This window comes from Pacificoceanicola niger (assembly GCF_048553275.1).
Lineage (GTDB): Bacteria > Pseudomonadota > Alphaproteobacteria > Rhodobacterales > Rhodobacteraceae > Pacificoceanicola.
This window is the reverse complement of sequence record NZ_JBLZMW010000017.1, coordinates 70,153-93,208: the sequence shown is the minus strand read 5'-3', so window position 1 is coordinate 93,208 and position 23,056 is coordinate 70,153. Positions and strand designations below refer to the sequence as shown.

General features: G+C 60.2%; 13 protein-coding genes. 9 read left to right on the top strand and 4 right to left on the bottom strand.

Annotation, left to right across the window (positions count from 1 at the left end; all coding sequences use genetic code 11):
• Positions 1–80: 80 nt before the first annotated feature.
• The 4 genes from ACN2XU_RS19175 (at position 81) to ACN2XU_RS19160 (ending at position 6,219) form a co-directional block, all read left to right on the top strand.
• The gene (locus ACN2XU_RS19175; RefSeq protein WP_419411991.1) at positions 81–4,349 is read left to right on the top strand and encodes a strawberry notch-like NTP hydrolase domain-containing protein; all 4,269 of its coding nucleotides are present in this window, start codon (positions 81–83) and stop codon (positions 4,347–4,349) included.
• An 18-nt stretch (positions 4,350–4,367) separates the two neighbouring features.
• Entirely contained in the window at positions 4,368–4,673 is a 306-nt protein-coding gene (locus ACN2XU_RS19170; protein ID WP_024099309.1) for a hypothetical protein, read from the top strand.
• 124 nt (positions 4,674–4,797) lie between these two features.
• Complete coding sequence (locus tag ACN2XU_RS19165) at positions 4,798–5,526, top strand: DUF736 family protein (RefSeq protein ID WP_024099310.1); 729 nt, start codon at positions 4,798–4,800, stop codon at positions 5,524–5,526.
• A 285-nt stretch (positions 5,527–5,811) separates the two neighbouring features.
• Positions 5,812–6,219, top strand: coding sequence for a hypothetical protein (locus tag ACN2XU_RS19160; RefSeq protein ID WP_040104417.1), 408 nt, complete (start codon positions 5,812–5,814; stop codon positions 6,217–6,219).
• A gap of 159 nt (positions 6,220–6,378) precedes the next feature.
• Here the strand turns inward: ACN2XU_RS19160 and ACN2XU_RS19155 are convergent, their stop codons facing one another.
• The 4 genes from ACN2XU_RS19155 to ACN2XU_RS19140 all read right to left on the bottom strand — a co-directional run bounded on the left by ACN2XU_RS19155 (position 6,379) and on the right by ACN2XU_RS19140 (position 15,098).
• Positions 6,379–9,783, bottom strand: a complete 3,405-nt coding sequence (locus ACN2XU_RS19155; protein WP_024099312.1) for an AAA family ATPase — start codon at positions 9,781–9,783, stop codon at positions 6,379–6,381.
• Positions 9,780–10,958, bottom strand: coding sequence for a metallophosphoesterase family protein (locus tag ACN2XU_RS19150; protein WP_096873515.1), 1,179 nt, complete (start codon positions 10,956–10,958; stop codon positions 9,780–9,782). Before ACN2XU_RS19150 ends, ACN2XU_RS19155 begins: the two co-directional genes overlap by 4 nt.
• 67 nt (positions 10,959–11,025) lie before the next feature.
• The gene (locus ACN2XU_RS19145) at positions 11,026–12,870 is read right to left on the bottom strand and encodes a UvrD-helicase domain-containing protein (RefSeq protein ID WP_419411990.1); all 1,845 of its coding nucleotides are present in this window, start codon (positions 12,868–12,870) and stop codon (positions 11,026–11,028) included.
• A complete protein-coding gene (locus ACN2XU_RS19140) occupies positions 12,867–15,098 on the bottom strand; it encodes an ATP-dependent nuclease (protein WP_024099315.1) in 2,232 nt (743 codons plus the stop codon). The genes ACN2XU_RS19145 and ACN2XU_RS19140 overlap by 4 nt, the downstream gene beginning before the upstream one ends.
• A 775-nt stretch (positions 15,099–15,873) precedes the next feature.
• On the opposite strand from ACN2XU_RS19140, the gene ACN2XU_RS19135 reads away from it, so the two are divergent.
• From ACN2XU_RS19135 to ACN2XU_RS19115, 5 genes are all read left to right on the top strand, one after another.
• A complete protein-coding gene (locus ACN2XU_RS19135; RefSeq protein ID WP_419411989.1) occupies positions 15,874–16,803 on the top strand; it encodes a DUF2493 domain-containing protein in 930 nt (309 codons plus the stop codon).
• Positions 16,804–17,342: 539 nt separating this feature from the next.
• Entirely contained in the window at positions 17,343–17,549 is a 207-nt protein-coding gene (locus tag ACN2XU_RS19130) for a hypothetical protein (RefSeq protein WP_007120662.1), read from the top strand.
• Positions 17,550–18,111: 562 nt separating this feature from the next.
• A complete protein-coding gene (locus ACN2XU_RS19125) occupies positions 18,112–18,705 on the top strand; it encodes a helix-turn-helix domain-containing protein (protein WP_096708177.1) in 594 nt (197 codons plus the stop codon).
• Positions 18,692–21,025, top strand: a complete 2,334-nt coding sequence (locus ACN2XU_RS19120; protein WP_096873516.1) for a relaxase/mobilization nuclease domain-containing protein — start codon at positions 18,692–18,694, stop codon at positions 21,023–21,025. The genes ACN2XU_RS19125 and ACN2XU_RS19120 overlap by 14 nt, the downstream gene beginning before the upstream one ends.
• Before the next feature lie 8 nt (positions 21,026–21,033).
• Positions 21,034–23,037 (top strand): type IV secretory system conjugative DNA transfer family protein, encoded by a 2,004-nt coding sequence (locus tag ACN2XU_RS19115; protein ID WP_096873517.1) that lies wholly within the window; start codon positions 21,034–21,036, stop codon positions 23,035–23,037.
• The last annotated feature ends 19 nt before the right edge of the window (positions 23,038–23,056 follow it).

Sequence of the window (23,056 nt, the reverse complement as noted above, 5' to 3'; positions counted from 1 at the left end):
GTCTGACTACGTCACCCTGAAAAGCGAAAGCGGGCTTTTTGTCCTTTGGAACTCAGACCCTGATCCAAAGGAAAATCCCCATGTCCAAACCCAGAACGGCCAACCCGGCTCTCGCAATCTCCGAAGCCGATCTCGCCTCTGCCCTCGCGCAAATCGGCACGGAGGTCGATGACCAGCCCCTGCGCAGTTCAGCGCTCGCGCGTATCATGCGCGAGACGTTTCATGGCAGCGATGCCGGTGGCGCCTGGGACTGGCGCATGGCCTATGACATGATGCAGGCAGCGGCCATCCAGGTGCTTCTGCGTGGGGCCGGTGCCACAGCAGACATCGCCAACGCAAAACTCCTCGCCTCACGTCTCCTTACGGAAACCCGCCGGTCAGAGCAGCAGATCCGTCTGCAGCAGTTTTCCACGCCGCTGGCATTCGCGACCACGGCGGTGCGGGCCGCGGCGATCCGCAAGGGCGAGACCGTTCTGGAGCCCTCGGCGGGCACCGGTGCACTGGCCGCTTTTGCCGCCCGGGCCGGTGCCACGCTTTTGCTCAACGAGATCGACCCCTTTCGCCAGCGCCTCCTGCGCGCGGTTTTCGGCGGCGAGGTGACGGGCCATGACGGCGAGCATATCGATGATCTGCTGCAAACGCCGGTTCTACCCGACGTCGTGGTGATGAACCCGCCCTTCGCCTCCTCGGTCGATCGTTCCCGGGACAAACACATCGCCGCCAAGCATCTCATCGCGTCTGCGAAGCGTCTGGCACCCGGCGGGCGGCTGGTGGCGATCATGTCGCCAGGATTCACGCCCGAACGCGATGCCGCGCATTGGTCGCGGGCCTGCGGTCTTCTGACGCCGCGCTTGGCGCTGACGATGCCGGGGCAGGTCTACCGCAAGCTCGGCACCTCTGTCGAAACCCAGCTGATGGTCTTCGACAAGGTGCAGGACGATGGCGAACTCATCCGCGCCGCGGTTCAGGATCTGGAGGAAGCCTTGGCATATGTCGATGCCGTGGCCGCAACCCGGATCGAGATGCGCCCCGCCCAGCGGGCTGAAGCGATCCCTCAAGCGCGACCGACCGTTCGATCATCTGCCCCGCGCAAGACCGCCGCTTCGCCTGTCGCCGCCTCCAAACCACGGCCCAATACCGTCCGTCCGCTCAGCTTCACAAGCCTTCAGACCCCGCGCGACAACACGCCCATCTCTGACATCTATGCGCGCTACCGGCCGCAGCGGATCGAGATCGCGGGTGCGCAGGAACATCCCACGCCGCTCGTCGAGAGCATCGCCATGGCCTCTGTCGCGCCGCCGGTGCCCTCAGGCGCGGCCAGTGCGGAATTGCGCCTGCCCGCGAAGCTGATCGAGGAGGGTCACGTCTCCGAGGCGCAGCTGGAAACCATCATCATGGCACATGATGCCCATGGGCGTGATCTGCCGGGGCGGTTTATGATCGATGACGACCAAACCAAGCTGACGCGTGCTGATGATGACCCGGACGCATGGGCCTATCGCCTCGGCTATTTCCTCGGCGACGGCGACGGCACCGGTTGCGGTAAGGGACGCGAATGCGCGGGGCTGATCCTTTTGAACTGGCTTTCCGGGCGCAGGAAGGCGATCTGGGTCTCCAAATCCGCCACGCTTATCGAGGACGCGATCCGCGACTGGACCGATCTCGGCGGCTCGCCCGCCGACATCCAGCCGCTCTCCAAATGGAAACCGGACCAGCCGATCACCGTGACCTGTGGCATCCTCTTCGTCACCTACGCCACGCTGCGGTCTGCGGGCAAATGCGGCACCACGCGACTGAGCCAGATCCTCGACTGGATGGGCGCAGACTTTGACGGCGTTCTTGCCTTCGATGAGGCCCATGCCATGCAGAACGCGGCCGGGTCTGAGCAGGGCAGGGGGGTCAAACCCTCCCAGCAGGGCCTTGCGGGCCTGCGGCTGCAACTGGCAGCACCCCGCGCTCGCGTCTTCTACATCTCGGCCACGGGTGCCACGAGTGTGCACAACCTGGCCTATGCCGCGCGGCTGGGGCTCTGGGGGCAGGGCCCCGAATACCCCTTTCCGAGCCGCGAGAGTTTCGTCTCGGCGATGGAAGCCGGCGGTGTCGCCGCCATGGAGGTGGTCGCGCGCGATCTCAAGACGCTCGGCCTCTACACGGCGCGCGCCCTCAGCTTCGACGGCGTGGAGTATGACGTGCTCGAACACGCGCTCACTTCGGCCCAGATCGAGATCTACGACGCATACGCGGCTTCTTTTCGGACGATCCACCACAATCTCGAGGCCGCGCTGACCGCGACTGGCGTCAACGGTGCCTCGGGCGAGACCAATGCCTCGGCAGCACGCGCCTCGGCCAAGTCCCGCTTCGAGAGCACAAAGCAGCGTTTCTTCAATCATCTGCTGATGGGCATGAAGGCCCCGACCATCATCCACGCCATCGCGGACGATCTGGCGGCAGGCAAGGCTTGCGTCATCCAGGTGGTCTCGACGGGTGAGAGCCTGTTGAAGCGTCGGCTTGAGACGATGGACCCGGAGGATGAACTCGTCGAGGGTGCCTTGACGCCACGCGACTATGTTCTCGCCTACCTCGAACAGACTTTTCCGATCCATGCCCAAAAGCTCGTGGAGATCGACGGCAACATGGTGGCTGAGCCGCTTCGGGATGAAACTGGCGCGCTGGTCGTCTCGCGCGAGGCGCTCGCTCTGCGTGACGCGGCCATGATGGAGTTGATGACGCTGGCGCCGATCCCCTCGGCGCTGGATCAGATCCTCTGGGCCTTTGGCGACGAGGCCGTGGCAGAAGTCACGGGGCGGTCCATCCGGCCCCTCAAGGCCGAGGATGGTCATCTCTTCATCGAAAAGCGCGCCGCCAGCAGCAATTCATCCGAAACCCAAGCCTTCATGGACGGTGATAAGGATATCCTTATCTTCTCCGATGCGGGCGGTACGGGCCGGTCGTATCATGCGGCGCAAACGGCGAAGAACCAGAAACGGCGGCGGCACTACCTGCTGGAGCCCGGCTGGCGCGCCGATGCGGCCATCCAGGGGCTCGGCCGCACGCATCGCTCTGCCCAAGTCAGCGCGCCCTTCTTCCGGGTCTGCACCTCGGATGTGCATGGCGAAAAGCGTTTCACCTCGACTATAGCCAAACGCCTCGACCAGCTGGGGGCCCTGACGAAGGGTCAGCGCGAGACCGGCTCGCAAGGCATGTTCCGGGAGGAGGACAATCTCGAAAGCCCGATCGCGCGGGCCGCACTACGTGGGTATTTCGCCGATCTTGCCGCCGGGCGGGCCGAGGCGATGAGCTACGAGAGCTTCACCGACTGGACCGCCCTGCGGCTGATCGACAAGGACGGGGTGCTCCTTGAGGAGCTTCCCCCGATCCAGCGGTTTCTCAACCGGGTGCTTGCCCTTCCCATCCACATGCAGAACGCACTCTTTGCCGAGTTCATGCGCCGGATTGCCGATCAGACGGAACGGGCGCGCGCGGCGGGCACGCTCGATCTCGGCGTGGAAACCCTACGCGGCGACAAGATAGAACAGGTCTCCACCGAGGATCTCTGGACCTGCCCGAAATCCGGCGCCGTGACGCGGATTATCGGGCTGGAGGTCACCGACCCAGTGTATGTGCTGGACGCCGAAGAGGCCATGTCGCGCAATCCCGACAAGTTACCGATGGTCAATCGCGCCTCCGGTCGCGCGGCGCTCATCTCGGCGCGCCCCATGCAGATGTATGACGAGGATATCGTCACGCTCATGCGCAAGGCGGTGCGGCCCAATGGCTCCAGCTACCTCGAAGAGACGCGCTTCGAGTCCTCGGCTTGGGAAGAGATCGACAGGCCCGAGTTTGCACGGCTTTGGGATGCCGAGGCAGCGTCCTTGCCAAAAACCACCACAACCAAGCTCTACCTGCTGACCGGGCTGCTGTTGCCGATCTGGAAGGACATCCCGACCACGAATGAACGCATCTACCGCGTCACGCCGGACGGGGCGACCGCCATGATCGGGCGCACGCTGAGCGAGGAAGGGGCGGCCGCGCTGCGCGCCAGCTTCCTCGTCTCCAACCCGCAAACGCCACAGGAGATGCTGACCGCCGCCCTCGGCACCACCGCGCCTGTCGATCTGGGCCGGGGTCTCACCCTGACCCGTCGCCGGGTCGCAGGCGAGATGCGCCTTGAGCTGGGCGGTGCGGACAAGGGCATGATCGAAGGCCTCAAGGCGCTCGGCTGCTTCACGGAGATCATCGCCTTTCAGTTGCGGGTGTTTCTGCCGCATGGGGACGGGATCGACACGGGCCGCATTCTGACTCGGATCTTGGGGCATGCACCAGATGCCGCTTCAGTGGCAGCAGAATAGGCAATGGGGGGAAAGATCATGACACTCGGAGAGATCAAAACCGCCATCGATGCAGGCCAGACCGTGCACTGGGCCAATACCGGCTACGTTGTTCACAAGGACAGCCTCGGCCAATACCTGATCACGTTTGAGCCGAACGGCAGCACCATCGGGCTGACCGACCGGAGCGGGCAGCGGTTGAACGGGGAGGAAGCAGAGTTCTTCATCGCGGGATCGGAGGAGGTCGACGAGAATACCCAGGACAGCCATCCGAGGCCAGACGAACAGGGGAGGGGCGTCGTACCCGGCGGGAAGGTGGCACAGTCTTTCAGGCGTCAGCGCTGAACTGAAGGTTGGGAAGAAAGGAAAGCGAGCTTTCTGGTTTGTGATCCCTCAAGGGGTCGAGAAAGCAATCCCGGTTGCGTTGGCAAAAACGTCAGGCACCGGCCAATCCAAAAGGAACCATCCCATGTTCGCAGGAACCCTCACCCGCAATGTCGAGACCGCAGCCGCCGAGTACACCGGCATGATCCATTCGACGCGCTTTGACATCGCCATCCAGATCGAGGCACGGGCCAAGATGTCCGCTCGCAGCCCGGATTACGACGTGACGGCAGTCAACAAATCAGGCCGCAAGGTGCGTATCGGCACGGCCTGGAACGAGACCGGCAATACCAGCGGCAACCCCTACATCTCGATGCAGATCGATGTCGGCCTCGGCCCGTTCCGGGTCAACGCGGTGCAGACGAAAGAGGCGCGCGCGGCCCAGAGCGGCGAATTCGAGATCATCCCGCTGGTCTCGAACGGCCTGATGAAATCCGGCTCGATCTCGGGCGAGCTCACCGCCATGGACGCTGACAACGCCTTCACGGGCTACATCGCCAACATGATGTTCGATCTGGAGTTTATGCTGATCGAGAACAGCTACAAATCCGAGGAGACCCACCCCGATTACCGCATCGAGGTCAGCTCGCCCCGGGGTAAACCGATCCGCGTCGGCTCGGCGTGGATGGCCAAAAGCAGCCGCACGGGCAATGACTACCTGTCGCTGCTGATCAACACGCCTGATGGCGACTTGCGCGTCAACGCCGTGCAGAACGAAGAACAGCGCGGCGGAAAGACCTTCTCGATCATCCCGTTCATCGACAGCGGTGAGCAGCCGCAGGACGCGGGCGCGGGGCTCTCCTTGGTCGCCTAATCGGCGCGCGGGGGGGAGACGATCTGAACCGAAAGGGGAGCCGTGGGATCACGGTTCCCCTTTTTCCATGTCCGTTTGCGTGAAGGACGTCCCCCGCTTGCGATCAGGTGCAAATGTGATACAATAATATATTATCGATACATCGAGGGCGGGCACGTGGCGGCTAGATCAGGGACGGTTCCATGGTTTGACAACTTTGATGTTGAGGCAGAGGTTGCAGATCTCCTCGCCCATATCGAGCGCTGCACCGGATTCGCGCTACCCGCCCGAAAGCGTGAAGTCATCATGACCCATGCAAGGGCAAATCTCGACAGGACAAGGCAGGCACATCTGGAGGACAAGGCGGCGAGAAAGCCGGTGTCCACATCGCGGCGTGCGTATCTGACCGACCTGCAGGACACGATTTTCATGGCGATCCCGGAAGAGAACCTCGCGCGGATGCCGCTGAGCGAGCAGGTTCTCAACGACCCGTCATTTTACGCTGGCGCCATGCACAGCGCCGCTGCGATCAGCGAGGATGAGCTTTTCATGGCGCTGTCCTCTTCGCTGAAAGACATGAAAGTCCAAGACGCCCGCGCGTTCGTCTCGAAGCTTTGGCACGGCACGATTGACGACAACGCCCGCAAATACGCCGAAGCCCTGAAGCGCCCCGAGCGTGAAATCATGCCGCTGCGGCCTGGGAACACCCTGTAAAATCGAGGCCGCTCCCCTGGCTCAGGCTGTGATCGGATTTGCCGCCTTGGCCACCGGTCCCTTAGGCGTATCGCCGGTAGCGCGCGAAAGCGGTCCATATTTTTTGAAGAGCTGTTCCATAGTCATCAAACTTCAGGTGAAAGAGTGAACAGCGGGATGCTAATGCGGCATCTCCACGACGGAAACTCCTGGAATGTTCTTGCGTGCAAGCTCCAACAGGTGCGCATGGTGCGTGAAAATGATTGCCTGACCGCTCCGTCCGATCTCGGCACAGAGATTCAATGCGGCAGATGCACGGGTATCGTCGAAGGTTTCCATAATATCGTCGAGAACCATGGGCAGGGGGCCCGGATCACGCGCGAAGCTGCGGTAACCGGCCAGGCGCAGGGCAAAATATAATTGGCCCATGGTTCCAGTGGACATGTTTTCGACCTTCACGGGGCCGCCGCCGGGTTTGATGCCGACCAGCTTTTCGCCCTCGGATTCACTCCAGACAACGACTTTTTCCCATTCCTTAGATGTCATGGTGACAAAAGCTTCTTCCACGTCTTTCAGCATTGCGCTGCTTCGTTCGGCAGCCAGGCGCTTTAAGGCACCCCGCGCAGCCAATATCCCGAGCCTTGCGACAGCCGCATGCCTTGCACCGTTTCGTAACTCTTCGAGGATCGTGGCCTGTTCGGTGATCAGATCGCTGTTGTCAGCGGCATGAAAAGCTTCCTCGTAAAGGCGTTCTTTTTCATTCATTTCCTTCAAAGCGGCATCCCGTGCCGTTTGCGCATCGTCAAGTTTTTGCTGCAGTTCCGCTTCTCGCGTTACATCGGGCAATCGCGTCAGCTCTTCGTCAAAGAGCGTACGATCCACGCCGTCGCGCGCCTTATTGCGGCTCGTGTCCGCATTGGCCCGGTCTTCGCGCAACTCGTCGCGTTCAGCTAGAATCCCCACGCGCTCCGTCGGCGAAAGATCCTCACCACCTTGTCCTTCAAACAAGTTTTCCAGCTGGGTTTGCGCTTCGTCCCGGGCAACTATCGCACGCTTTCGGCCTTTGACCTCCTTGTCGAGAAGGTCTTCTTCTCGTTTTCTCACACGATCCGCCTCAGCGGTTTTGGTTACACGCGCACGAGCGCGGTTGATGATGGGAAGTGGATCGTCTTTCGGATTGTAAGGCTCCTCCAGGATCTCCGCCAATCGTGCGGCACTCCTTGCCAGGGTGGCAACGGCGCGTTCCAGGGCTTCAACACGTCCCGCCAGGCTTCTGTGATTACTGTGAACCTGTTGCAGCGTGCGCAGGTGCGGCAGCGCTGCTTTCACGCCCGTGGCCGAGCGATCAGGAAGAGGTCGCGCCGAGGTCAGCGTTTCCAGTCGGTTCAAGGCTGCCTTATGATCTGTCTCGGCTTGGGATACAGCTTTCTGGTAGTCGGCAATGCTACGTTCCCCGCGACGCCAGTTCTCCCATGTCTTACGGACACTTTCCTGAAGTGTGAGAGCCTTGCCAACCCGCTCAGGGAGGTCACTATCTTCACCTTCAAGGGCGACTAGGCGGGCTGCTGCCAGCAGTTCGTCAAAGGCTGCCTTGCGGCGCTTGGCGCGGTCCTCAAAGGCATTCTCCGCAATAGTGACCTCAGTTGCGATCTCAGCCGCCGCCGTCAGGCTGGTAAGTCTAGCAGCAAACGCAGCCGGCCCCGTATCGACGGGAAAGCCCAGGGCAGTCGCGAGTGAGCCGCCCCGCTTGGTCAAAGCTTCGTGTTTTCCGGTGAGTGCTTCGAGTTTGTCTTTTGCCGTGTCACGTGCGGCTTTTGCGGTGCTTTCCTGTGCGCGCGAGTTTGCAAGCTGTTTGCGCGCCTCCGTGCCCATCAGATAGCTCGTTCGGGCGCCATCATCTGCATGCATGGCCTCCTCAAAACGCTCCGCGGTTTTGTCGGAGAGACTGCCACGATGGGATTGCCAGGCTGTGTCACGCTGACGACGGGTTTCTTCCGTCGCTGCAGCGTCAATCGAATCCGGCGCGCTTTCGTCGGCTTCGCGTTTTGCGCGCGCGGCCTTGTAGTCCGCTTCGCGACCTTCCAAATCTTCTGTGGCGGAAACGATGTTGGCATTCAGGGTGTTCCATTCCCTGAGGATTTCATCGAGACTTTCACGTGCAGGCAGGCCGTTCTCGATAAGTGTCTGCCAAGAAGCAGGTAGACCCGAAACTGCTTTGGCTAGCCGGGCGAGTTCCGATGCGAGGTTATGTTCAAGACCTGACACGTCCGAAACTTTCTGCCATGCGTCAAACGCGATCTGCAGGTGAGACAAGTCCTTTGGTTCGGTTGGAGTATCCCCCAGCTGATCGCGTGCGGTCTTCAACACGTTTGAAGCCGCTCGCAGCTCGCCCTCGCTGGTTTGACAGGCCTGTACCGCATCCGCGAGTGTCTCCAGTTCTTCGGTCGTCAGGACCAAGGCCTCTACAGGCTCGTCACTTACCGCCAACGCTGTCAGAATCTGTTTTATCTGGCGGCCCGCGTCATCGCGCTCACCTGCGCGCTTTTCCAGATCCGATCTGGCCGTGTCCGCTCGGGAGGTGAGGGACGCCCCATCGATTCTGATTTGATCCAGCTCTGTGAGTTCCGCTTCGAGATGTCCGGCAGCCGGGTCAGCCTCATTTTCTGAAATGACCGCTTCATGGCGCGCAATTCTGTCATCGGCGCCTGCGATACTTTCTGCTTTCTCCGATAGGGTTGTCACGAGTGTGGCGACTTGCCCATCCGTGCCCTTCTTCAAATTCGGACCTTCCGGAAAATCGGCAGAAAATTCGTCGATTTTCCGAATTTCCTCCGATTTGTCATACCAGGTCTGCGCCGCCGCTCCTGCTGCCTGCCGTTTTCGGGCACGCGTGAGGTCGGTGTCCGCCTGTTCGAAAGCCTTTTGCGCGGTCTCTCTGTCTTTCCGAAGAGTGCGTTCCCGATCCGGCGTGAGACGTTCCGTTCGAAGTGCCTGATGGATCTCTTTCAAGTGGTCTTTGCCGGTTTTGAGCGCCGTACCTCGGCCGCTCTTCTTGTGAAACTTTTCGGCGCGGGCTGTCATGTCTTCCAGTGTCGTCGCCATACTGGTCAGGCCTGATACACCCGCATGCAGAAGCTGGCCCAGGTCGCCTTTTGCCTCGGCAATCCGTTCACCGCCTTTGCGGAGTCCTTCGTCGTTGAGTGAGAACCTTTCGACATAACCCTCCATGGAAAGGCCATGGAGCGCACTTGAAAGAATGGCTTCGTCGACCGGGCGGTCCTGATGATCAAGCAGGGACTGGGTGCGTTTGCCATTTCGGCGCAAAACTGTCACCCCGCGTCCGGGGATACCCAGCTCCGCTCCGACCAAAAGGTCATTGCGTTCAAACCTGAAAGCGTACGGGTGGGTTCCTGCTTTCATACCAAAGAGAAGTTCCAGAAACCCGTTAAAGGCCGTGGATTTTCCCGATTCATTCGGTCCATAGATTACGGTGACATCAGGTTTGCCCTCGGCTGGTGCCGGGAGCACGATCTCGGCGCCGTCAAAACGGCCATAGCGAATGAGATCAAGCCGGTTCAGTCTCATTCCGCGGCTCCTGAGTGCAGAGACAGCGTAACTTCAGTAACGGCCTCCTCCAAAAGGTCATCCAAGGCGTCTTCAGATAATTCGTCGGCAATTTCACGGGGCATTGCGTTTCTGAGTTCTTCGAGGATCTCTTTGGTGGCCAGCTGGAAGCCCGGTTCGGTGAGCTCGGCCCGCATCAGGCGCACTAGGTCATCCGCCTTTGCGTCGATCAGTTGTTTGGGGGCAACCACTTTGATTTTGTCGATAAACACGCGCTCGATGTCATCGAACAATTCGTTCGCAAGGGCCGTCAGTGTCTCAGCAGTATGGTGGCCTGTGGCCACCTGCAGACGCACCGCTATGCGGTGTTCTGGATGCTGCACCCCTTGGAGTGCACACCGAAGCGCGCTCAAAACTTCCTGAACATCTGAAGATTTACTGAGATCCAAAGCGCATTCGGTGAATCTCAGATGTCCAACCCGATGCCGTTCGATATTCGGAGTGTCATCATCAAGCTCGACAATCGCGACCGTACCGCCGGTAAGTTCTCCGAAGTGGCGTGGTTGCGGAATGCCCGGCATGACAGCGAGAACTGGGCCTGATGTGCGCTCAAAGGGGGCATGGATGTGGCCGAGGCACCAAAGGTCATAGCCATGTGCCAGCAGATCCTGCTCGGAGCAGGGAGCATAGGGATCGTGACCTGGCGAGCCATCCAGCGACGTATGCATCAGTCCGACGTTTTTCCGGCCAGCCACCGGCGCCGGGTAGTCGGGCAGGAAGCTTTTTGAGACATGCGCCGTGTCGAAAGACAGTCCGTGGAACCACACGCCACCGATTTCCACGCTGGGCTCGTTCTTGTGCAGCAAATGAATATTCGGACCCAGGTTACCGTGGGCTCGGTGATCGAGAAGGGCATCGTGGTTGCCACGGATCAGTACTGTGGGAACACCCGCGTCAGCGGCGCGTGCCAATTGCGAGATCAGAAATGCCCGGGACTTCAGGTCTGGTTGGTCATTATCAAAGATGTCGCCAGCGAGAACCAGTGCATCGACACTTTCCGAGATTGCCAGATCAACAATGCGAATGAACGTGTCCCGACTTGCCTGTTTCAGATGGTCACCCAGATCCGGATTGCGCATCGCGGTCGAGCGAATCGGCGACCCGAGATGAATGTCGGCTGAAACGAGGACACGCATAGATTTTAAATCTTCCTGAAAACGATCGATGTGAAAAAATGAATCTGCATAAGGATCTGTCCGGTACCTATAAAATTGAAACCTGGCTGTCCTGGAACAAACCGCGCTCAACCAGTTCTTTTTTGGCCGCTTCCGCGGCTTTCGAAAACATCAAAATCCTAAGGTTCACTTCCGCCCGTGAAAAACAGACATAAGCCAGCTTTTGAGTAAGTTCTTGCTGCCGGTCGGTCGGATTGCCCGCGACACCAGGGGTCAGAACTTTCGAAAAGCTGTAGGTATTCCAGGCTGCCTCGATATCGTCGATCATGACCAGCACGTTTTCATACTCTTCGCCTTTCGAGCCGTGCTGCGTACTGAAAGGAGAATTCTCATCCAGAAATTCGATGTACTTTTCGAGTTCGTCAGCCTTCAGCTTGAAGAATTCATCAGCCAGCCAATCTCCTTTTTCCCTTTGGTGATCCTCATTGCCGGAGTCATAAGCTTGGCGGGGAGCGCGAGCCAACTGACCTGCAAGGCGGTCCGAAATTGGATAAAGCGCGTTCGCGCTACAGTATTCCAGAATTTCTTTGACCGTATTGCCTTCCCATTTTTCTGTCAAAGCAGCGGCGTGTTTTGAGGCTTCCTCGAGCATCTGTTTGAGGGTTTTGCTCTTGTTCGCTCCAGTGTCGTCAAAAGCAGGGCTTATTCTTCGGAGTGTTTCAATCAGCTTCTTAGGATAGTTGTTGCGGGATGCATCGACCAAAGAAAAAATGCCGTCCACAAAGGGCTTGAGAAGATAGTGCGTGCCGTCTTCATAGTCGGATTGGGATCTGGACGACGAATAGTCACCTGTAAAGAGCTTGTGCAGTGTAACGAATCCGAGCCTCCGGGCGATCATCTGGCGTGCCAGAAAAAGGTTCTTTACAGGAGTAATATCGGTCCATCCCCATTGTTCAACGGCTTCCTCGAACTTCGCCGTTACCTCATCGAGTTGTTCAGAGGTATAGGTTTTCCGTGGACCGGCAGGGTCGGGAGCCTGCGCGATCGTAATCAAGACGCTGCCCTTAACGTCGGAGTTCTTCCCACCCGGAACCTGCTTCAGATCGGTTCTGAAGTTGTTGAGAAGGTCGATCACCGAGGTTGAGCTTCGAAAATTCTCTTCCTTCGGAATCTTTTCGGAGCCTTTTGGACCGGCAAAACCTCCGGCACGCTTATCGTAAATCTGCTGCATCGGATCGCCGAAATATCCGACGATTGGTAAACCTTCGTCCGCGCACACAGCATTGAGCGCCTCGACGACCTGCGGGAAGGTGTCTTGAGCTTCATCGACAAAGATGTAGGGGTATTTGAACCCGAGGCCTTTGCGCAAGAGTGGTTTGTTCGTGATTAGATAGGCCGCGACGTCAATAACATCATCATGGTTCAGGACACATTTGGAATAGTCGCTGATAACGGTTTCTTCGTAGCATATCGGCGGTTTATGCGCGTTTAGCGCAGCAAGTTGGGCAGTCAGGCGCTCAAGGTCTTTCCTCGCTTTTTGAGCGGCCTGAGACGTCCCCCCGTTGTCTTTCTCGCGGGCCTTTTCCATATGTTGCGGGACGATCGCATCACGAAGGGTCTCCCGAATAGCATCCTGGAAGCGCGCGATTTCCGCCCAAAGGAACCCGTGCAGAGTGGAAACGTAAAAGAGGTCATCGAAACCTAGACGCGACGAAATCACTCCAACGGCACGGTTTGTGTATGTGATACACACCACGCGCTGACCGTTTTTCCGAAGCTCGTTTCCACGGGACCTCTGGATTCCTTTCAGAGCTTCAACGAGCGATGTGGTTTTGCCTGAACCAGCGCCTGCGATAACCGAAAATGAAACGTCCTTGGCGATGCACTCAGCAATTTTCTTATCGGCCTCAGTTGGCTTGAGTTCTGCCGTCATTCGCCGGCTCCCAGGTTTTGGGAGAGACGTGTCTCCAGCCATTTTAGGCCTTCGTCGATGTAGTGGGGAACATTCCAGTCCCGGTTCTCTCCCGCATTCGCTTCTTCGTCCCCGCCTGCCGGTATTTCGAAGGCAAGGACATCCATAGCAAATTCTGTTTTTTTGAAAGTATCGCTTTTAATGCGTCGCCAGACGGCCTCTTGCAATTCGGCTCGACCATCCGGCAAGTCAATGCCGATACTGAGTCCATCGGCATGGAAGTGGTCGAGGTTTTCGAAGACAAAGGCTTCTTCAAGGGTTCGCCCGTGGAAGGTTTGAGCATTGTCCTGACGGTTAACTTCTACTGGCTTTTGATAGGCGACAAAACGCATCCCTTCAGCTTGCAGACAATCGTCAAAGGTGTTGCCGGAGAGTTCGGCGACTCTCGTCTCTCCAAAGAAATACCCCAGAGTCGCATTCGACGAAACGGCTCCCGGATGGGTAGCGACGCAACTCGCCCGGTTTCTCGCGGGATCAACGGAGTCGATATCGGTGATGACCAAATAGGGAATTTCGAGGAATTCCAACAATCCGGCGAAGCGCATCCCATAAGCGCCACCTACCTCCAGAATGGTCAGATACTTTTTGTTCAGATTCTGCGCCGATATGTCAATCATGCGCGGCAAAAGCAGTTTTTCCGCAGACCCCTCAACGAGTATGGCAGCATCGGAGAAGAACAAGTCGCAATGCGTAAGTCTCAGATATTTTTTGAGAAAGGAAAGTGATTCCTCTGGTTCAATCATATCGCCGCCCAATTCAAGTGGCTCAGGTTGAAATTGGCGAAGGCTGTGCACGGTCGTTCCCTGATAGGTCACTCCATCCTGTTCACCGTTGATATGGCACCGACGGAAGTAGCGGATTTTTGAGAAATCCACGGTATCCAGGATGTGCGACGAGTGGGTCGTGATTGTGAGCTGGGGCTTGCTTTCGCCTTCTGGTGCGTCAGCGGTGAGCACGTCCCACATCTGGCGAATGAATGTTTGTTGGACCTGAGCGTGCAAATGCACTTCCGGTTCTTCGATAAAGATCATCTGGCACAGCGGACGGTTGTCTTCGGTCGCGAGCCATTGCCGATAAAAATGATCGACCTGAATGGCCATGAACACCAGGTTCTTGAAACCCAGTCCGTTATAGGCCTCGGGTAGCTCATGGCTGGTGCTGGCATCGACGTAGAAGAGTTCGGTGTTACCGCGTAACGCAACCTCCGAACTGAGTGTCGAAACGACCTTCATCGCGCGGTCGTTGTCGGAGGGAAGGCCAAGACCTCCGATCATTGTCATCAGGGGTCTGAAGCGTTCGTCGTAGTGCCTAGTCAGATTTTCATTATTCTGTTCAATGATCGCTACAGCTTCTTCGGCCAGTTCCGCCTGCTCCAGGTTTCTCCGGTAATACGTCGCAAAGGCGTCTGACAGTCTGTTGCTCCTCGCGGCATTCTCGTCGTCAATATTTCGCTGGGCATCAACGAAATCGACGCGCAGCAGAGAATGGACAATCTTCTTGCCTTCTTGCGCGGAGAGTGCCGTTGCCACGAATTCCTCTTCCAGCTTTTCCAGCGAGGACACCTTGATGCCAAAATACTTTTTCAAGTTGCCTTCCATTCCAAGGAAGAAGCTCAAAGGGCGCTTGCGGGTACCGTCTTCCTTTGTCGGGAAAGCTGCATCGTAATGCTTCCAGAGTTCTGCTGCGTCATCCGCAGCGAACGAGCAGCGCATCCCGATTTCCGAGAAATCAGCGGAAAGGCTCGTTGCCAGGGCAAAGACCCGACCGAACGCAATTGAGTCCGGATCGATGTGAAACCAGAGATCAAGTTCTATTTGAGGTAGGCTGGATTCGTTCCTTGGAGCGTATGCGTCGATAGAGGCAATTGCGAGAATGGAGAAGTCATGAATCTTGAATTCCCGGTTCCCGAGAAAGCTTCGAATGGCAGCCGTCGCAGAAGTCTTGCCGCTGTTGTTCGGGCCAACAAAAACAGTTTCCTTGCTTTCGAAATCAACGGACACATCATTCAGGCGCCGAAAATTTCGAATGGATATACTACCTAGACGCATCCAGTCCCCCTGTAAGCTGCGAAGATGATAGCAATCATTGGTTGTGTTCGGGAAGGTAAATTCGTCGCCGGTTGACACAAAACTGATGCTCGCAACGGCGCGAATGTCACCAAGCTGACAAAAGCAAGACAACTGCGTCACCCATCCAAACCCACCTTATGAGGCAGGGCTTGTCTACCGTGAAAGGGGCAGTCCAATGCGTCGCTCCCTAGGTGTAGAATTTCGGGAGGACCGAACCATGGCAACGAGGGATGTCCCCTTATTTGCATTCATTGCCATGAAGCCGCCAGTCCGTTCCCGGCCCATCACGTGGAGTGCTTCGAAAAGTAATCCGTGTATTCTGCAGCGTAGTCGCCTGCACATCAACCTTGGCTTATGCCTTGCGGCCTCCCCAGCTCGGCTTCGCGTGTCGCAGGGGAGAACGGCCCTTCGGTCCGTCGCGCATTCGGCCATGCGGCCTCACCGCGGCGTCGCACCCGGCGTCCCGGTTTGCCCGCCTCGCGAGCACGTCTCTCCCTGGCCGCTCCGCCGGATTGCGCTCTGGTCTGTTTTGCGGGGCAAAACGATCCCGCCGCTGCATCCGTCTCCCGCGTCCGGTCGGGCCGTTTGCCTGCTCGTGTCGGGCAAACCTACCGTCAAAACACACACACATGAGCGTGGAAGCATATCCTCCGGATGGCCCCCAAATCAGCCCGCGTCAAGGATCGCAAAACTTTTCGGCGAGGACGGGGCCTGTGGCTTGGGGCGGTCCCGTGCGTGAGGGCGCGCATGTGTCAGTTGCTGCACGCGGAAAACTTTTGCGCCCGGCAAGCCGGCGGCTGCGCCGTCCCTGACCCGGGCAGATTCGGAAACCAGACATTCGGCCATGCCCCCACACTCACGTGGTGGCCTTGCAACCGAACACTGGAGACCAGACATGGCTTACGACACTGCGAACACCTACGAGACCATCGAGCTTTTCGGACTGACCGAGAAGGACGCCCACCTGCCGATCCCGGAAGATCACATCCTGAGCGACCACATCATCCGCGAGAGCTTCGAGGCTTTGCTCGGTCAGCTGCGCGGGACCGGGCTTGAAGCAGAGATCGAACCGCTGGCCCATGGGCTCGCCACGATCCTGCAGCGCCGCAAGGTGGCGCTTGGCAAGGAGGTCGACCACACCGCCGACAAGATCGGCGCGCTGGCAAAATCCCACGACGGATCGGAGATCGCCGAGACCGCGCTCGACGAGGCGCAGGCGCGCTTTCTGCAGCTGCGCGAGATTGTCAGCGCTATCGAGGTGATGAGCGAGGCGGCGGCGGAATGCTACGAGATCGAGACGGGCCACGCCTTCATCCCGGCAGCCGGGTCGCGCGCAAGCGTCCGGGCGCAGGAGACCGGGGCGGTCTTCGAGGCACGGCAGCTCCTGGAGCAGCACGACCGTGAAACCGCCGAGAAGTCGAAAGTCGCGGGGGTGCCCCTGATCGTCTCAGGCGCCACCGACTGGACCGATGTCGATGTGATCTTCAACACGCTCGACAAGGTTCGCGAACGGATCAAGCAGAACCGCAACCAGGAGATCTTCCTCTGCCACAAGGGCGGCAAGCACGGGGCAGAGATGATTGCGGCCCGGTGGGCCCGAGCACGCGGGATAGCACAGGCGCGCTTCGATCCGCGCTGGTCCGCGCATGGGCGGGCGGCACCGTTCAAGTGCAACGACGAAATGCTGGACGACAAGTTCGCGGCGACGGGGGTTGTACTCTTCGGCGGCAACGGAGTCGCGCTGAACCTCGGGCAGAAGGCGGAAGCGAAAGGTCTGACGGTCATGCGGGTTGCGGACCCGGCGAAGAAGGCGTCGCAGAATTGAAGAGAGGGGGTCGCGCTTGGCGCGGCCCTTTCGTCATGTCTCATGGTGCGTGCGGTCGGTCACGCGTGATCGGCAGCTCGTGGCGTCCAGTACCGTTATCCCTCTACCCGGTCCGTCAGAGTGCGGCCCATCCGCATCGGTACGGGCTGGGGATGGTGCGCACCTCACGCACATCGTTCGCAGCACAAGACGCAAGGGGTCGAGCCGTCGCACTTTAGGCTGAAGCCCTGCACGTCCCTCGGGGCGTGTTTCGGAACATCGAACCCACGCGGGCGGGCTCCGTGAGCACCCCGGCCAGGAGCGGCGGGACGAGGACGCAGATGACGGCGTCGGCGTGATGTAAGGGGTCATCCGGATCACTCCTTTTTGCTCATCGATGTGGATCGCACGGGGTCGGCCCGTCCGTGCCCTCAGCTCACGCTTCGGCAAGCACAAATACGGCTTCCACGGCAAAGCCGCGGACCCTCCGCATTTGCGCTTGCGACCGAGCCTCTTGCCCCCGTGCCGGGTGATCCCCATCGCAACAAGGAGTAACCCAAATGACCAACCACTACGTCGCAACCGTCCCCGTCAAGTTCACCGATACCGATGGCCAGGAGCGCACCCGCTTTCAGCGCGTGGGCGCTATGTTCCGCAACACCCGCAACGGGGACGGCTCGGAGTTCTTCAGCCTCAAGCTCGACTTCCCGGTCGCGGTCTCGGAGCTGGTGATGTTCCCGCCGAGCGCGAAAGATCCCCAGGACTGAATCCTCTGACGAGGATGGGCCGCCCCAGGACGATCTTGGGGCGGCCCGATCCCTGTTCCAGGGATGCCGGTTCCGGCGCGGGTGATCGCCGGCAGCGACCTCGCCTTGGTGCCGGTCCCTGCGCGTTCAACGGACGCACTCCCCCCGGAATGATCAGGCCGCGACAGACCGGCCAGTCAGCCTCAAGGGGGCCATCCGCAAAAACCTATCGGCCAGGGCCTCCCGGTTTTTGCGGCAGAGATTTGGCAAGCCAAATCTGGCCCTCCTTGACCCTGCCTGTCCGCCCTGTCGGTGGGGTTTGCGCCCGCCCGCGGTTCCGTCCGAACACTTGGCGTTCGGCCAGACCCTCGGGCGGGGCTGGCGGACGGGACCCCTAGGACAGGTGGGTCGCCCGGTGGTGAGGGCGGCAGAGCCGCGTCCCTGCGGGCCGCGGCGTGAAGCGGACACCAAGGCTGCCTGAGCCTGAATGCGACGTAAGTATATAATTGACAGCTTGGTATATTATCGTAAGGTAGGGGCAGCCTTGGTGGAAGGTGGCAGGAAATAGGGGGTCTTTCTTCGCATGTCGCGCTCAAAACGTCTCACAGATGCGGACCGCATGGAGATCGTTCGCGAAGCTGCGGAAGGCGTTTCCACTTCAGTGCTGGCAGAACGGTTTGGCGTGTCGGTGCGGGCGATCCAGTACACGCTCAAAGCCGATGCCGAGCGCCAGACGGATGCCGCAATTCCGGTCTCAGCGGTCAGTGTGAAGGTCACGGCTGCGGAGCTTGCGGCGCTCGACGAGGTGCTGGCCGAGGCCGGAATCGAAAGCCGGGCCGAAGGGCTGCGGCGGCTCATTCAGGCGGCAGGCGGGGTGTTCGTTCCGGACGCGCAGATGGCAGCCGAGATGGCGCGTTACCGCGCTTCACTGCACGAGGTCGGCAATGGGGTCGCGCAGATTGCCAAGCAGATGACGCAGGCCAACCGGCGGGGGCAGGGGGCCGTGGGGGGCACGAGTGCCGAGTTCACCGAATTGCGCCTCGCGCAGATGCGCGGGCTGGCGCGGTTCATTCTGGATTCCGCGGACGAGATCGATCTGCTTCTGCGCCGCCGTCGAGACGCGATGCAGCTGCAGGCCACGGCCGCGCTGAGGGAGTTTGCCCATGCGGCTGAATGATGCTGTCGACGCCGTCACGGGCGAGGTCTTCCGAGACGGCTGGAGCCGGATCCGGGGCTCGATGCAGGGGCTGCATGTCGCCAAGCAGACCCAGCTTGTGCGCGCGGCAGCAGGGCACCGGCCGGCGGTCTTCAAGGCGATCCGGGGCGGGGGCACGCATACCAAATCGCAGCTCGCAAACCAGCTCGATTACCTCACCACCAAGTCCACCCATATCGTCGACAGTAGCGGGTTTCTGGATGGCAAGGCGAAGCTCGAGGCGGGTGACATCAAGGACCTCACAGAGCGCTTTGCCAAGCGGTGGGATGCGGGCTTCAAGCCGAAGCTCGGGCAGACAACACATATGCTCATGTCCTTCCCGATCGGCACGCGTGGAGAGGATGTGCGCGACATCGCGACCGATGTGGCCGAGCGGTTCTTCCAGACCGACGCGGGGCATTTCGATTACATCATCGCGGTGCATGAGGACCGAGATCACCCCCATGCGCATCTGGTGCTGAACCGCCGCTCGCAGGAAGGTGAGTTCTTCTTTCTGGGGCGCAACCATCGCTTCAACTATGACGACTTCCGCCTCGCCATGGTCGAGGAGGCCGAGAAGTACGGTGTGCGGCTGGAAGCCACGCGGCGGGTGGATCGCGGGGTTGTGCATTACCCAGCCCGGACCAGCGAGGTTTATGCGGCGAAAGAAGAGGGTCGCGCGCCCCGCGAGCGCGAGCGTGTGGGGACAGACCTGACCCGGACGCTGGCGGAGATCGCCAACACCAGAACCGTCTACCATTCGCTGGCCACAGAGGCCTCCCGGGAGGCCCGCGAAGACATCGCCGCGGCGCTCTTCCGCGCGGGCGAGGTGTTGGCCCATGGCGGGCAGGTGGACCGAACAGGAGATGTGTATATGGCCGAGGATCAAAGCTTCGAGGATCTCAGAAGCCTCTATGCGGAAAAGCTCGCGCGGGTGCAGGGCATGATCGCCGAGAAGTCTGACGCGGAACGTCCCGTGCTGGAAAAACGCCTCATCGAGATCCAGGCGCAGGTCCAGCACATGCAGCCCTTGGGGCTGCGCTCGGGCTCGCTATCAGAGGCCCCCTCGGAGGGGGGGATCTATTCTGAAGCCAATATCGACGCCAGCCAGCGCGAGCGACTGGCCGAGCCCGACTTGAGATCGCGCATTGACGTAGCACTACGGGGCACGGGGATCAGCACATCGGAAGTGGTGGCCCGGATCGAGACGGGCGCCTCAAATGCAGCGCTTGAGCATCAATGGATCGCCAATGATCTCTCCAAGGTGGCCGAGGCGCGCGATCTGAACCTCGAACGCCGCGCCGATCTGGAACAGGCCCGCGACATTCTCAACGATGTGCACGTCGAACTTGGCACGATGCTGGAACAGGAGAAGGTGCTGCGCCGGGATGGTGTCATGGAAGCGGAACCGATCAGCGAGCGGTTCCATTATCACCGGGACGCGGTCCGGGCGATGGAAGGGACAATCCGTCAGGAGATGCGCGCAGAGGGCCTGACAGCGCAGCAGGTGGAGGACCGGGACTGGGAAGTGGTCTCGCGGGCGGAGCGTCGGATCGAGACGGAGCAGCGCGCGTATCTCGAGGCACACCCGGACTTGCTCGCACGTCCCGGCGATGTGATCGACCGGTCTGAGCCTTACAGGGAGACCATCACCGATGCGGCCCGCGCCAGCGAGATCACCCGCGAGGTCGACCGCATCATGGAGGGACGCGACCTCCGCGTGCCGGTTGCAGATGCTGTCACGGATGACTTGCGCGCGCGCTATCCGGACATGCCGTCCCACCTCGCCCGCGGGCTTGGCGCGACCTATGCGGCCGTCGTCGAGAGCCGGGACACGGAGGTCATCAATCAGGTCCGCCGCGAAAACGAGTTGCGCGACAGGCTCGGGTCTGGCACGCGCGACGACATCCTCGCAACCCGCGATGAAACTGCGCCGCGGTCTGACAATGCCGACCGCCTCGCAGACGAGATTGCGCGTGTTCTGGACCATGAGCGGGCGGGGGAGTTGTCCGCGCCCTTCGAGAGCGAGGCGGAGCGGGACGCCTTCCGCGACGAGATCGCGCGGGTGCTTGATAACCGTCAACTTGAGCGGCTCACATCTGGCGATGCCGATGCGCTGGAAAAGGTTCTCGAGGACCGTCTCGACCGGCTCTATGTCGCCAAGGTCTACCTGCAATCGGATGCAGCGACGGCCAACACGGAGGCCTTGCGCCAGGTGGTCGATGATCTTGCCGACACCGAATATGAAAAGCACCGCCCGACAGACGTGGATGGCGAGACCGAGCGGGGCCAAGTCCATTGAGCGCCTCCATGGGAAAAGCGCGGATCGCCACAGGCGTCCTGCTGGTGACGCTGGTGACCGGGGCCATGGGCTATACCATCGCCTCGGCGGTGCTGACCTACCAGGATCTCGGCTTCGGGGCCGAGATCGACTTTGCATATATCGCGCAGAACTATCTGGCGATCCTGGACCGCCGCCCGGAGGATGCGCAACTTATTCACCTGATCATCGGCAGCTTCGCTGCCGCCGGCCTGATGCTGAGCCTCGCCCTCTCGGGGTCCGCCCTGACACGCTTTGGCCAGACCCATTGGCAGACCGCGCGCGAGATGAAGGCCAATGGGTTCTTCGGGGCGCCCGGCACCGGGTTCATCCTCGGCAAGCTGGGGCCGCCGGGCTCCCGCGCCAATTACATCTGCTCGAAGGTTTTCCCGCATGCGCTGATCGTGGCCCCCACCGGTCGCGGCAAGACTACGGGCTTCGTCATTCCGAACCTGCTGACCTGGCAAGGCTCCGCCGTGACGCTCGATGTGAAGGGCGAGTGTTTCGAGGCAACGGCCCGGCACCGCGCAGGCCAAGGCGACAAGGTCTATCGCTTTGCCCCCACCGATTGGGAGGGCAAGCGCACCCATCGCTACAACCCGCTCCTGCGCATCCATCAACTGAAAGATCCCGCGCGCCAGCAGATGGAACTGCAGCTCCTGGCGACGCTGTTCCTGCAGAGCGACAATGACCGGGTGCAGGGCCTCCTCAAGGGCGGGATCGATCTCTTCGTGGCGGCAGGGCTCTTGGCCTTCCAGCGCAAGCGCCCCACCTTGGGCGAAATCTATCGGATCGCCGCCTCGGGCGGGAACAAGCAGAAGGAATACTTCGCGCGCGGCCACGAGGTCGACAACAGGGCCGCCAAGCTGATCTTCACCCGGCTGGCCTCGACCAATAATGACACGCTGACCTCTTACGTCTCGCTCCTGATGACCTCGGGGCTCGATCAATGGCAGAACCCGGCCATCGATGAGGCGACGGCAGTCTCGGACTTTGATTTCCGCACGATCCGCAAGAAGCCTTTTTCGGTCTATCTCGTGGTCCAGCCGCTGATGGTGAAACCCCTCGCGCCGCTGATCCGGCTCTTCTTCTCCGATCTCCTCTCGGCGATGCAGGAAAAGGACCCCGGGCCGGATGAGCAGTGGCCAGTGATGATCATGCTCGACGAGTTCAATCGCTTGGGCAAGATGCCCATCGTGGTCGAGAGCATCGAGACCCTGCGCACCTATCGCGGGCATTTGGCTGTGGTCACGCAAACCATCCCCGCCCTCGATGAAATCTACGGCGAGAACACCCGCCGCGCCCTGCAGGGCAACGCGGGCGTGAAGCTCTACCTGACGCCTTCTGATGAGAAGACCGTCGAAGAGCTGAGCAAGGCGGTTGGCAAGACCACGAAGACCGTCATCACGCGCTCCCAGTCCATCGGCAAGAACCCCTTTGAAGGACGCAGCCAGTCCACCCGGACCGAAGAAAGCTCTCTCCTGCCCGAGGATGAGGCGCGCCGCCTGCCGCTCGACGAGATCGTCATGGTGATCGATGCCCAGATGCCGGTCCGCGCGAAGCGGATCCAATATTTTGACGATCGGCTGTTCAAGGCGATCCACGCGGCGCAGACGGGGGAGTTGCCGTTTCCGAAGCCGGGGGGAGGGGGGCCGCAGGGCACGCTGCCGCTGAGTGTGCGCGCCATGCCGATGACGCCGCCTTCGGACGGAGCAGGCGGACCCGACGCCGACGTTGAGGCCGCACGCCACGCTGCTGATGGCCAATCGTCAGGGCAAACCGATGTCACCCCAAAGAAGACTGCGCCTGTCGTTCAAGCCGTAATCGCCGAGGAACAGCGACAGATGGAAATGGATTTTGGGGGCCAGGTTGCGGATGCCGAGACAGTGGGCGTGGATGATGAGGCGCAGATGCGCTCTGCTGTCGATGGATTGGATGAAATGGAAGAGATGCTGCGAGAGGAGGAGGGTGGCAAAAAGCCAATTCACCGGTAGGGCGGTGGGCATGGTCTGA